This window comes from Methylobacter tundripaludum, from assembly GCF_002934365.1.
GTDB lineage: Bacteria > Pseudomonadota > Gammaproteobacteria > Methylococcales > Methylomonadaceae > Methylobacter_A > Methylobacter_A tundripaludum_A.
On the sequence record NZ_PTIY01000003.1, the window covers coordinates 211,397 to 224,183 of the forward strand.

Genomic DNA, 12,787 nt, shown 5'->3' on the forward strand with positions numbered 1-12,787 from the left:
CACAAGGCTAAAAAGATGCTCAAATACAACCTTATATCCCGGCTCAGAAGCATCCCTTGCGCTCTTCGCCTTTCGCCCTTCGCCTTTTGCCTTTTGCTCATCTCCTGCACCGGCAACATAAAAGACACCGAATCGGTCCATAGCTTTATCGAACAAATGTCTGCCAAGCACCAGTTTGACGAATCCGAACTTGAGGATTTGTTTGAAACGGTCGAGATCAAGCAAGACATACTCAAAAGAATTGCCTCCCCCTCGGAAGCCTTGCCTTGGTATAAATATCGCAAAATATTCCTGACCGAAGCCCGTATCGACGCCGGCGTGCAATTCTGGAAAGACAATGCGCCTGCCCTGGCCGCCGCCGAACAACAATACGGCGTCCCGCCCGAGATTATTGTCGCCATTATCGGCGTTGAAACACTATTTGGGAAAAACACCGGCAACCACCGCGTCATCGATGCATTGTCTACCCTGGCCTTTGCCTATCCGCCGCGCAGTAAATTCTTTCTTAGCGAACTGGAAAACTTCCTGCTGCTGTGCCGCGATGAACACATCAATCCCGCCGATCCACTAGGCTCCTACGCCGGCGCCATGGGTATGCCGCAATTTATGCCCAGCAGCTTCAGAAACTATGCCGTCGATTTCGATAATGACAACCGCCGCGACATCTGGCGCAACAATAACGATGTCATAGCCAGCGTCGCCAATTATTTCGCCAAACATCACTGGCAAAAAGGACAAACTATCGCCGTTCCGGTTACAGCCAAGTATAAAAACTATGAACCAGCTCTCAATAATGACCTTAAGCCTGATTTAAGGGTTGCCGAGTTAGAATCGCTCAACTTAATTATTTCGAGGCAATTACCTTTAGACAGTAAAGTGAAACTGCTTAGCTTTGAACAGCAAGGACAAGGCAAAGAACTCTGGGCGGCACTAGACAATTTTTATGTCATTACCCGCTACAACCACAGTCCTTTATACGCCATGGCCGTTTATCAGTTAAGCCTATCTATTTTAAATAAAAAAGGCTCATTCCCATGAATAAGATCATCCCGTTACTTTTAATGTTTGTTTTATGCAGTTGCAGCAGCCAACAAATGAAAACTAACGACCTTTCAAGCCAAACATTAAGCCCCCACTCATCAAAAGCGCCCCACAGCAACGCCGATACTGCGAACGCCGACGAAGAAAATCTATTACCCCGCCTTACCCGCTACCTGAAACAAGGTATAGCTTCATGGTACGGCCCCAAGTTTCACGGCAAAAAAACCGCATCCGGCGAAATATACGACATGTACGCGATGACGGCCGCGCACAAAACCCTGCCGATTTCATCTTACGCGCGCGTCACCAATCTGGAAAATCAGCGCAGCGTTATTGTCCGCATCAATGACCGAGGCCCCTTTCAAGGCAACCGCTTGATGGACCTGTCATACGCGGCCGCCAAAAAACTCGATTTGCACCAGGCCGGATCAGCGGCTGTTGAAATCAAGGCGATAGCGCCTGAACAGGCTTTAGCGCAAATGCAAAACGCTGCAAAAACGCAAGAGAAAAACGTCTATCTTCAAGTAGGTACATTCGGCAACAAAAAGAAGGCCATGAACCTGAAAAACAAGATTGTCGCTCATCATTTGCCACAGCCGGAAATACTACCGTCAACGCACAAAGGCTCCACTCTGTACAAGGTTCAAATGGGCCCCATTAAATCACCGGAAAACGCCCACAAGCTGAATATACAACTGGCAAAGCTGGGCATAACCGCGACTCAATTTGTTAGTGAAACCGATCAAAAGCAAATCTCCATGATACAATAAACTCATGTTTTACTGAGTCTACCGTTTAGAGAGCAATGATCCCTTTTAAAAAATTCCCCGTTTTTTTATTTTTTAGTTTATTAATTGCCGCAAACGCGGCAAACGCAGAAGACGCCGAACTCAGCACCCCGGCAGCACCGACTATTGCTGCCAGCGCCTACATCTTAATGAACTACGATTCCGGCAAGGTACTGGCGGAAAACAACGCCGACGTTAAGCTCGCCCCCGCCAGTCTGACCAAAATCATGTCTGTTTATGTGGTGTTTCGGGAAATCAGCAACGGCCACTTGCATTTAGACGATCTGGTCACCATCAGCCAAAAAGCCTGGGAAACGCCCGGCTCGCGCATGTTTGTCGAAGTCGGCAATCAGGTTAAGGTTGAAGACTTGTTAAAAGGCGTCATCATTCAATCCGGCAACGACGCCAGCGTTGCTTTGGCCGAACATATCGCCGGCGACGAAAGCACTTTTGCCGACATGATGAATCAACATGCCGAACGTCTGGGCATGAAAAACAGCCACTTCCAGGATAGCAACGGGCTGCCGATCGACAACCATTACACCACCGCACGCGATCTGGCCATACTGACCCGGGCTTTAATCAAAGAATTTCCCGACTATTACCGCTGGTTTTCACAAAAAGAATTCACTTTCAACAACATCGTTCAGCACAACCGCAACCAGTTGCTGTCGCGCGATGAAACCGTGGACGGCGTTAAAACCGGATTTACCGATGCAGCGGGCTATTGCCTAGTCGCCTCCGCGTTAAGAAACAACATGCGCCTGATTTCCGTCGTGATGGGCGCAAGCAGCCCTAACGCCAGAGCCAACGAAAACCAGAACCTGCTCAACTACGGCTTTCGCTTTTTTGAAGCGCATAAACTGTATTCAGGAAAAACCTCCCTGGCCGAGGCGAGAATCTGGAAGGGCGACACTAAAAATGTGCAACTTGGCTTGGCCGAAGATCTTTATGTTTCTATTCCCCGTCGCCATTACAACGACCTTAAAGCCGTCATTAACATCGACAAAAAAATTACCGCCCCCGTTAAGGAAGGCACAAAACTGGGCACCGTCAACGTCACCCTTAAAGATGAAGTTGTCGCCAACAAAGACTTGATCGCCCTGAAATCGGTAGAGCAAGGCAACATTCTTCAGCGCATCTATGACAGCGCAATGATGCTGCTGGAGAAATCCGATGGACAATAAGACCGTCTATTTAAACGGTCAGTACTTACCTCTAACCGAAGCCAAAGTATCGGTTCTGGATCGCGGCTTCCTGTTCGGCGACGGGATCTATGAGGTTATCCCGGCTTACTCGGGCAAATTGTTCCACTTTGAAGACCATATGGAGCGGCTGGAAAACAGCCTGTCCTCCATTCGCTTGGTTAACCCGCATGAACGGGCGCAATGGCTGGAGATTCTGACGCCTTTGCTGGATGCAGGCCGGGATCAATCCGTTTACCTGCAAATCACCCGTGGCGTCTCCGACAAAAGGGATCACGCTTTCCCGGAAAAAGTCACTCCGACCGTATTCGCGATGTGCTCAGACATCGTGCCTTTGGCAAATTTGGAATCCGGTGTCAAAGCCATCAGCATCGACGACAGCCGCTGGGAACTGTGCAATATTAAAGCCACCACGCTGCTGGCCAATATCTTGCTCAGGCAACAAGCCGTAGAAAAAGGTTGCGCCGAAGCCGTCCTGGTCAAAGACGGTTATGTGACCGAGGGCGCCGCCAGCAATATATTTGCCGTCATCGACGGCATCTTGATTACGCCGCCGCAAGGCACCGAAATATTGCCCGGCATTACCCGCAATGTCATTCTGGACATTGCCCGGCAAAACGGCATCCCCTACAGCGAAGAGATCATTTCATTGGATGCCTTGCAAACAGCCAGCGAAATCTGGCTAACCAGCTCGACACGGGAAATCGTACCGGTTGTGCAACTTGATAATGAACCCATTGCAAACGGCAAACCCGGCCCCATATGGGAAGCAATGAATCAATTATTCCAGGCTTACAAACGATCCCAATGAGTGAAGAAACCCTTTTAGAATTTCCCTGCCAGTTTCCGATCAAGGCAATGGGCAAAACCAATATCGAGCTCGACCTGCTGGTTGTTGAAATCGTGCGCCGCCATGTTGTCGACATTAACGAAGGCGCGGTAAGCACACGGCCCAGCAAAGACGGCAATTACATGGCCGTAACCGTTATTGTAGAAGCAACCAGCAAGCAACAACTGGATGCTATTTACCAGGATTTGACCGATCATCCGCATGTTTTGATGGCGTTGTAGGATATAAACGGAGCCGCACAACATCTGCAACGCTTTTATTGATAGATCACCATGAAGACACAAAGGACACGAAGTTATTTCTTCGTGTCTTTTTGATAGTTAAGGTTAAAAAACAGCTGCTCATTCTAAAATCCCGTTCGCCCTGAGCCTGTCGAAGGGTGAGCGGAATTTTAGAATGAGCGGCAAAATGAGTGAACGGCTTTCACAAGCTCCTACTTGAGAAGTTACCAACTCTGCACAAACATAAGTCATCTTAATGGTAACGATACGCAACTTAAGCTTGCAGGATTATGAATCCGTCTGGCAAGACATGCAGCGGTTCACCCAAAATCGCGACGCCGAAACCCCCGATGAAATCTGGATCACCGAACACCCGCCCGTTTATACACTGGGCCTAAACGGCAAGCCTGAACATCTGCTGGATACCGGCGACATCCCGGTCATCAATTCCGACCGGGGCGGACAGGTCACCTATCACGGCCCCGGCCAGCTGGTTATTTACACCCTGATCGATATTAAACGGCTGAATCTCGGCGTCCGCTCGCTGGTCACAACGCTGGAACAAGCCATGATCTCCGCCTTGGCGCAATACGGCATTATCGCGGTCGCCCGAGCCGACGCCCCCGGCGTTTATGTCAACGACAAGAAAATCGGTTCCATCGGCCTGCGCATCAAAAGAAATTGCAGCTATCACGGCCTGAGCATCAACAACCGGATGGATTTGCATCCTTTCGATCATATCAACACCTGCGGCTATTCGGGCCTTGAAGTGACCCAACTGGCCGACCTGGGCGTAACCGTCAGCAACGCTGAACTCGCCACCCTTGTTACCCAGGCTATAATTACCGCTCTGCAAAATTCGGCGCCTTTATCCCCTCTCCTGTTGGAGAGGGTTAGGGAGAGGAGTTTTAAAAAACCGAGTTTTGATCTGTAAACACAAAATCTCACGGCATTAGCAAAATGACTTATCAAGCGCCCTCCCGATCCACACCCGACTCCCACCAGCGCAGCACCGAAAAACTGGCGAAAATCCCGATCAAGGTGGAGCCTGCCGAAACCACGTTGCGCAAACCGGAATGGATACGCATCAAAATATCGGCCAGCGACGAAGTCACCCGTATCAAGCAGCTGCTGCGCGAAAACAACCTGCATACCGTTTGCGAAGAGGCCGCCTGCCCCAATCTGGGCGAATGTTTCCAGCACGGCACCGCCACCTTCATGATCATGGGCGACCTATGCACCCGCCGCTGCCCTTTTTGCGATGTCGCACACGGCAAACCGCTGGCGCTGGACAAAGACGAACCCCAGCACCTGGCCGATGCGATACAAGCCATGGCCTTGAAATACGTCGTCATCACCTCGGTAGACCGTGACGACTTAAGAGACGGTGGTGCAGGCCATTTTGCCGAGTGCATCGAAAAAATCCGCCTGCAAACGCCCGCGACCAAAATAGAAATCCTGGTACCCGACTTTCGCGGACGCATCGAAAAAGCCGTAGCCCTATTAGCCGAACAACCCTGCGACGTATTCAACCACAACCTGGAAACCGTCCCCCGGCTATACAAACAAGTGCGCCCCGGTTCCGACTACCAAGGCTCGCTAGACTTACTGCACCAATTCCATCAAGCCCAGCCGCAAGTACCCACCAAATCCGGCCTGATGCTCGGCGTAGGCGAACAGCCGGAAGAAGTGCATCAAGTCATGAAAGACTTATTAGCCCACGGCTGCTCAATGCTGACCATAGGCCAATACCTGCAACCCAGCAAAGCCCATTTGCCGGTGCAAAGCTACATCACGCCTGAACAATTCGCAGAATATGGCGAATTTGCCAAAGCTTTGGGATTTAAACAAGTCGCCAGCGCGCCAATGGTTAGGTCTTCATACCATGCTGATCTTCAGGCTAAAGGGGTAATGCCTATCTCTTTATGATGCGGAGGAAAAATCAAAAATAGTCGCTCTGTTAAAAGATGACACTGTCGGACGTAGCGCGCCCAACCAGGACATTTCTTTTTAATTCGCTTTAGACAGTCACCCTTTAGCGGCGTATGATTCAGCTGTCAGCCCCGGAGAAAACCATGCTAAACGTCAACCTACCTGAAAGAATTGAAACACGTCTTGTCGAGCTCTCAGCTAGAACCGGCAAATCACCCGACGCCATCACCCAAACCGCACTAGACCTCTACCTGGAAGAGCTTGAGGATTGTCTGGATGTTGTAGAAATCAAAAAGCAAGGCGGGGAAACCGTCTCCCTGAATGAATTAGGCAAAGCGCTTGGCCTGGAAAGTTGAAATATCCGCCCACACTGCTAAACAAATAACCAGCCTGGACAAACCCACTCAAAAGCGGATTTACACCTTTCTACAAAAACTTGAAACTGAAGCAGACCCTTTCAAGCTACTCATTCCCTACAAAGCAATCATGGCAGGCCTCTGGAAAAAGCGCCTGGGCGATTGGCGCATCGTGATTGAAGCTGATCATGGTAAACTCACTTTGATCGTTATGAAAAATCGGGCATCGTAGTGGTTTATCGGTGAGCGGAACTTTATCGCTACGGGACATTGCCGCCCTTAACTCAAGATGTAGTTCCATAATGTATGGTCGGACAACAACTTTATCGTTGCCCGACATTCTGCTATTCGATAATGATGATATAGGCGGCACGAGCGGCAATTGCCAGTTCTACCAAATGATTGTCTGCTTCGTCCTTTAAATTGGGCCTCCACAGATAGCTCGCATCAATGGCTGTGCGGACTGCTGCGAAACCGTCCAGGAACTCCATCAGGGATACTGAAGTCTGTTTGCAGAGCGCCTGTATATAAGGCATTGTTTTTATAAGGCTAAGCATACTGTTTATTTTGAATTTTGCCGGCTTTTCCGCCGATCGTAGAAGCATGCCAATATATTGTTTTTATTGATATTTTATTGCTAATAATTCAGGGGCTGTGCCGGTTTTGATTGTAACTATTCAGCAGTTAAAAAATACCACACAGGCACCCAAAGCAGCCCACACGAATTTGACTGATAAAATGGAGCTTTTTTGTGCATTCATGTCATCGTTAAGTATTGAAGACAATTCATTGCAACAGGAGTGCAAGCTTCGCTTGTGCTTGCAGGCGAAGCCTGCACTCCAGATGCCAGAGGCTTCCACATTCCCGCCCATTTGGCGAGCCCCCCCCAAAAACCGCATTACTTAATCGCCCGCAACAGATTCCCGCAATACAGCTCCTTGCCGGTCTTTGCCGGTAGCCACAGCTGTTTTATTTCCAGTTGCTTTGCGGAAAAATACCGCCCGGCGGACGCCGCCAAATCGGCCCGCTCTATTTTGGGCGAGTAGGTGTTAAGGATTAAAAACGCACCCGGATTCATCAATCCATACGCTGTTTCTATCAAGCCGGACAGGTGGTTTTCCAGCTTCCATTTTTCGCCTTTTGCGCCTAAGCCCCAGGCGGGCGGGTCCATGATGATGCCGTCGTATTGTTTGCCCCGCTTCAATTCGCGCTGAGCGAATTTTAACGCATCCTCATGCACCCATTTGATGCCGGAAAGGTGGCTGCGTTCCTGGTTTTCGTTAGCCCAAGTGATCAGCTGTTTGACCGAATCCACATGCGTGACTTCCGCTCCGTTGTCACGGGCAACCAGCGATGCCGCGCCGGTGTAGGCAAATAGGTTCAAAACTTTTTGACCGGCTCTAACCCGTTCTTTAATAAAACGCCAGTTTGCCTGCTGCTCGGGAAACAGGCCTATATGCTTGAATTTAGTCAGCTTCAAGCCGAAGTTCAGGTTTCCGTAGGAAATAAGCCATTGCTCAGGAGCATGCGCTTTGATGCTTTTCCAGCTGCCCTGCAATGTGGATTGTTCTTCAAATTCCCAATGCGCCATTTCCAGCCATTGGTCGTAGGGCCAGCCCGGTTTGAAATCGGCCTGGATTTCCGGGCGGATGGTAATGACCGCTCCCCACCGCTCCAGCTTTTTGCCGTCGCCCGCATCAAGCAGCTCATAATCGGGCCAAGGCAGACCGTATTCGCGCGGGACTTTTTCGGTTTGTGCTCCTTGCATTATTCTTCCTCCTGCATAATCGGTAACGGGATTTATTTTTAAGCGTTTTTGTTGCGGATATTGACTATAAATTTAAGACGGTTAAGCCGTTCATGGTTCGACAAGCTCACTACGGACGGCTTAGCGCTTACATTGGTAGCCTACATATTTTGAACTTTATGTTGTCTTTTAGCATCATATTATTAATCTTGCTGCTGTATATGTTTCGGCTGCTCCAAGGTGGCTACCAGCAGGCCGGAAACCATCATCGCATCCAGTTCCGCTTCAATTTCGCCGGTTAATAAATCCAAATGGTTCAGCTTGATTTCGATTCGGGAACGCGAGGAATCCAGCAATTCCAGCAGCCCGGATTTACCCAAGCGGTAAGCGTCTTCAGCCATTTGCTTTAATGCCGGTAAAGGCTGGAGTACATCATGCTCAAACTTTACGAGGGTGTCGCGGCGGCGCGCCAGCACATCCAAACTACGCTCCAACTCCTGTTTTGTTGACGCCAGCAGTAGATCGTGCTTCAGTAACGCGGCATTCTTTTCCGCCGCGGCTTTCGCCATGCCGCCTTGATTGCGGTCGAACAGCGGCAAATCTACTGAAACTCCTGAAAAAATCGCGTTGCCGTAAGGATTGTCGGTAAACGCGGTGCCCGCAAACAAAGAGGGAACAGGAAATCGTTCACGCCGGGCGCGTTCAAGTCCGGCATCGGCGGCAACGGTTTCCCGGCGCGCACTTTCAAGCGCGGGGTTATTATTTTCAACTTGTTGCCAAAGGGTATTCGCATCGGCAGGAGCGCCTATCGGCGCCAGGGTGCCGGACGCCTGCAATTGCCAATCGGCAAATCCCAGCAAAACGCCGATTTTTCCAACCGTGCCGGCTATGTCGGTTTGCGCATTTTCCAGGCGCGCCTGTAAGTTTTGCATCTCTTGGGTGATGCGCAACACATCGTAACGGCTGGCGGTGCCGGCGCTTTCTTTGCCGCTGATAATGGTTTTTAAGCGTTCCAGTTCCTGTTGCGCTTCTTTCAGCACGACGACCCGTTGCTGCCCTGCCAACAGTTGCACAAACAAACCCCAGGTATCGCGAACCAGCTGGTTGTATTCGACTTGAACATCGGTTTCGCTGACATCAACTTTACGCTCGGCCGCTTCTTGACGCGCGCCCCGCTGTCCCGCCAACAGTACCGGCAACTCCACCGTAACATTTTGCTGCGACATGCCGTCGAACTGCGTTCCCACCCGCCCTCCGGCTTGGTCGTAGCGGCCGTAGCTTACTTTCGGATTAGGCAACACACTGGCCGCGACGACCTCCGCTTCAGCCGCTTCAATTTGGCTGCGCGCTACTGCATACCTTGGACTTTTTTCCCGGACAATTTGCAACAGCTGTTGAATGGTGACGGCCTTAGGCAGAGCGTTTGCCTGCTCGGGTTCGGCGGCAAAAGCATTCTGCCGCATCATCAGCCAGGTCATTAATCCTGCTATTGCCAGCGCACTACGACGATTAATTTTCAAAGACTCATGGTTCATAGTTTTGCATCCTCTGCGAGTTCATCCTCTTGTTCGGGTGTTAATAAATATCTCGAAGTCACCAGGCTGTAAATGACAGGCAATACAAACATGGCGACAAAAAAGGTGGTCAGCATTCCGCCGACAATCACCACGGCAAAGGGCCGCTGCGTCTCGCTGCCGATGCCGGTCGACAACGCCATCGGCATTAAGCCGAGCAACGCCAGCAACGAGGCCATCAGCACCGCACGCAACCTCAGGGTTGCGCCTTCGCGCACGGCTTCAAATAATTCAACGCTGTTGCGGCGCATTTCCTCGGTCGCGCTTAATACCAACAGCCCCATCAAACAGACTTGTCCCAACAAGGCGATAAAGCCGATAGCGGCGCTCACCGATAAAGGGATGCCGGTAAGAAAAAGCGCGAATACCCCGCCGGTCATCGCAAACGGCGTTGCAATCAGAATCGCCGCCGCGCTACGCCCGGATTGCAGCGCCGTGTACAGCAAGCCTAAAACGATCAGTATCGCAATCGGCACGACAATGCCTAGGCGCGCCATCGCCCGTTGCTGATTTTCAAACTCGCCGCCCCAGGCGATAAAATGCCCTTCGGGAATCTTCACTTTGGCATCGACCAAAGCAATCGCCTCATGAACAACCGATCCCAAATCGCGGCCTTCGACATTGAATTTAATCGCCATGTAACGGCTGTTGGCTTCTCGCTCAATAGACGTCCGTCCGCGTGCAATTTCCATGTTGGCGAGATCGCGTAACGGAATGCGGGTTTCGGCCGGCGTAACGATACTTAAATCGCCGATCTTTTCCTGATCGTTACGATCCTTTTCCGGGAATCTCAAGCGAACGGGCACAGGCCGTTCGCCCTGCCACAATTGCGACACCACGCGTCCAGCCATCGCTATTTCGACGGTATCCTGCACGGTATCGACATTTAAACCGTTACGCGCCAGCGCCGACCGGTCCAGGTTCACGCGCAGCTGCGGCACCTGCGATTCGCGGTAAATATCCAGGTCAATCACTCCCGGCACATTGGCTAATGCTGTTTTTATTTCTTCCAGCGTTTCCCGCATTTTTTCAAGGTCAGGCCCGTAAATTTTCAGCACCACTTTACCGCGCACGCCGCTGACGGCTTCCTCGACATTATCTTTAATCGGTTGTGAAAAGTTAAAGCGCACTCCCGGTATTTGCTCCAGCGACACGCGCATCGCATCGACCAGATGGTTTTTATGCAGGCCTTCGCGCCATTCATCGCGCGGCTTAAGATGCACGAAGGTTTCGCTCATGTTCACGCCTTCATTGTCCGTGCCGTCTTCGGAGCGGCCCTGTTGGCTCAAAACGCCTTTGACTTCGGGATATTGCAACAGCCGTTTGCGTACATCCAGCAGAATCTCTTGCCCTTTATCCAGAGAAACGCTGGAGGGCATTTCGACAAACACATGAATATCGCCTTCATCCAGTTCTGGCAAAAATTCGGTACCCAGTCTGGCGCCGGCCACGATACCGGCAATCAGCAAAACACCCGCGGCCATCAGTGCAGGGAACCGGCGGCGTAATGTATGATCAAGCAACTTTGCATAAACCCGGCGCAATTTTTCCAAAAAACGCGGCTCTGCGATCAGCGCATGTTTGGGCTGAATGAATGACGCGCAAAGGGCCGGAATTAAAAACAACGCAAAGGCCAGTCCACCGGCCAAGGCAAAACTGTATGTCATCGCCAGCGGGCGGAAAATCCGTCCTTCAACGCGCTCCAGCGTAAACACCGGTATTAACGCGGCAATAATGATCAACATCGCGAAAAAAGCGGGCTTGGACACATCGAAGGCGGCGTTGCCGATCAGACGCAGCATCTCCTTTCGCGTCCGTGGCTTTTGATGCGAGGCTTGATGAATGACGTTTTCCATTAGCACCACGGCGCCGTCCAAGATAATGCCGAAATCAATCGCTCCCATGGAAATCAGATTGGCCGGCATGTTTAATTGGTACAGTCCCAAGAAAGCAACCAGCAGCGACAGCGGAATCACCGTTGCGACAATCAACGACCCACGAATGCTGCGCAAAAACAGCCAAACGACCCCTACGACCAGAAAAAAACCATGCAGCAGATTGTCGAACACGGTATGCAGCGTTTTACTGACCAGGTCCGAGCGATCCAGGAACGGGACAATGCGCATTCCTGCCGGCAGGATGCGTGCATTTAATTCCTCTACCTTGGCATGCAAGGCGTCCAGAACGCGCGTAGGGTTTTGTCCGCGCCGCAGCAGCGCAATCCCTTCGACGACTTCTTTCCGGTCATCCATCCCCACCGTACCGCGTCTTGGCGTGTAGGCCTGCACTAATGTCGCAACATCGCCCACCGTAATCGGCGTGCCTTCGCGGTTTTTTAACACGATTTGTTTGATGTCCTCGGGCGAAACTAAATTGCCGACACCGCGCACGACCATCTCTTGGTCGCCGTTACGAAGAAACCCGGCTCCAACGTTACGGTTGGATTTTTCAATCGCGGTTGCAACTTCTTCTAACGTAAGATCTAGCGATTCGACTCGGGCGGGATCGATCTCAATATGAATTTCTTTATAGTAGCCGCCAAAAGACAAGACATCGGCAACACCCGGAATCTGGCGCAGGGTGCGCGAAATACTCCACTCCAGTTCGGAGCGCCGCTCGAACAAGGTATGGCGATCGCTGACGACAATAAATTTATAAATTTCACCGAGCGGCGTGTAGTCGGGCGCTAGAACAGGCGTAACCTCAGGCGGCAATTCCGCGCCGGAAATGCGCTGGGAAATCTCGGTGCGCGAATGAAAACTATCGATATGGTCTTCAAAGGTGACGGTGATTAATGACAAGCCAAACAAGCTTTGGCTGCGCATCTGAATCATGTCCGGCGTACCGTTCAGCACACGCTCTAAAGGAACGGTCACCTGCCGTTCGACTTCCTCGGGCGCGTAGCCGGGCATCAAACTGATAACGGTGACCTGTGTGTTGGTCACATCGGGATACGCCTCAATCGGCGTTTCCATAAAAGCATGGACGCCAAAAATCGTGAGGATAACCGTAATCGTGATGACAGCCAGCCGCCTGTGTACACAGGTCTCAATGAGCGCACGTAGCATTTAGA

The 12,787-nt window shown here is 51.2% G+C and carries 13 protein-coding genes; 9 read left to right on the top strand and 4 right to left on the bottom strand.

The features are described 5' to 3' along the window. The first annotated feature begins 156 nt into the window (after positions 1 to 156). The 9 genes from mltB (at position 157) to B0F88_RS05260 (ending at position 6,625) form a co-directional block, all read left to right on the top strand. On the top strand, positions 157 to 1,038 hold the full coding sequence (gene mltB / locus B0F88_RS05220; protein WP_258076561.1) for a lytic murein transglycosylase B: 882 nt from the start codon (positions 157 to 159) through the stop codon (positions 1,036 to 1,038). A 56-nt stretch (positions 1,039 to 1,094) separates the two neighbouring features. Further along, complete coding sequence (locus B0F88_RS05225; protein WP_258076562.1) at positions 1,095 to 1,811, top strand: septal ring lytic transglycosylase RlpA family protein; 717 nt, start codon at positions 1,095 to 1,097, stop codon at positions 1,809 to 1,811. Positions 1,812 to 1,846: 35 nt separating this feature from the next. Continuing rightward, positions 1,847 to 3,016: a D-alanyl-D-alanine carboxypeptidase family protein gene (locus B0F88_RS05230; RefSeq protein ID WP_104422883.1), complete on the top strand. Its 1,170-nt coding sequence runs from the start codon at positions 1,847 to 1,849 to the stop codon at positions 3,014 to 3,016. After that, entirely contained in the window at positions 3,006 to 3,845 is an 840-nt protein-coding gene (locus tag B0F88_RS05235; protein WP_104422884.1) for a D-amino acid aminotransferase, read from the top strand. The genes B0F88_RS05230 and B0F88_RS05235 overlap by 11 nt, the downstream gene beginning before the upstream one ends. Further along, positions 3,842 to 4,105 (top strand): YbeD family protein, encoded by a 264-nt coding sequence (locus B0F88_RS05240; protein ID WP_104422885.1) that lies wholly within the window; start codon positions 3,842 to 3,844, stop codon positions 4,103 to 4,105. Before B0F88_RS05235 ends, B0F88_RS05240 begins: the two co-directional genes overlap by 4 nt. A 256-nt stretch (positions 4,106 to 4,361) precedes the next feature. Continuing rightward, complete coding sequence (gene lipB, locus B0F88_RS05245; protein ID WP_104422886.1) at positions 4,362 to 5,039, top strand: lipoyl(octanoyl) transferase LipB; 678 nt, start codon at positions 4,362 to 4,364, stop codon at positions 5,037 to 5,039. Between the two features lie 26 nt (positions 5,040 to 5,065). Next, entirely contained in the window at positions 5,066 to 6,034 is a 969-nt protein-coding gene (lipA, locus tag B0F88_RS05250; protein ID WP_104422887.1) for a lipoyl synthase, read from the top strand. Between the two features lie 146 nt (positions 6,035 to 6,180). After that, positions 6,181 to 6,393: a CopG family transcriptional regulator gene (locus tag B0F88_RS05255; RefSeq protein WP_104422888.1), complete on the top strand. Its 213-nt coding sequence runs from the start codon at positions 6,181 to 6,183 to the stop codon at positions 6,391 to 6,393. Next, a complete protein-coding gene (locus B0F88_RS05260) occupies positions 6,377 to 6,625 on the top strand; it encodes a type II toxin-antitoxin system RelE family toxin (RefSeq protein WP_104422889.1) in 249 nt (82 codons plus the stop codon). The genes B0F88_RS05255 and B0F88_RS05260 overlap by 17 nt, the downstream gene beginning before the upstream one ends. A gap of 112 nt (positions 6,626 to 6,737) precedes the next feature. Here B0F88_RS05260 and B0F88_RS19515 read toward each other — a convergent pair whose 3' ends face one another. The 4 genes from B0F88_RS19515 to B0F88_RS05285 form a co-directional block, all read right to left on the bottom strand. Further along, a complete protein-coding gene (locus B0F88_RS19515; protein ID WP_219820786.1) occupies positions 6,738 to 6,950 on the bottom strand; it encodes a PIN domain-containing protein in 213 nt (70 codons plus the stop codon). Between the two features lie 341 nt (positions 6,951 to 7,291). Beyond that, positions 7,292 to 8,161 carry a class I SAM-dependent methyltransferase gene (locus tag B0F88_RS05275; protein WP_104422891.1) on the bottom strand — a complete coding sequence of 290 codons (870 nt, stop codon included), beginning with the start codon at positions 8,159 to 8,161 and terminating at the stop codon, positions 7,292 to 7,294. Positions 8,162 to 8,343: 182 nt separating this feature from the next. Next, complete coding sequence (locus tag B0F88_RS05280) at positions 8,344 to 9,675, bottom strand: TolC family protein (protein WP_258076563.1); 1,332 nt, start codon at positions 9,673 to 9,675, stop codon at positions 8,344 to 8,346. Further along, entirely contained in the window at positions 9,672 to 12,782 is a 3,111-nt protein-coding gene (locus tag B0F88_RS05285; RefSeq protein ID WP_104422893.1) for an efflux RND transporter permease subunit, read from the bottom strand. Before B0F88_RS05285 ends, B0F88_RS05280 begins: the two co-directional genes overlap by 4 nt. Between the last annotated feature and the right edge of the window lie 5 nt (positions 12,783 to 12,787).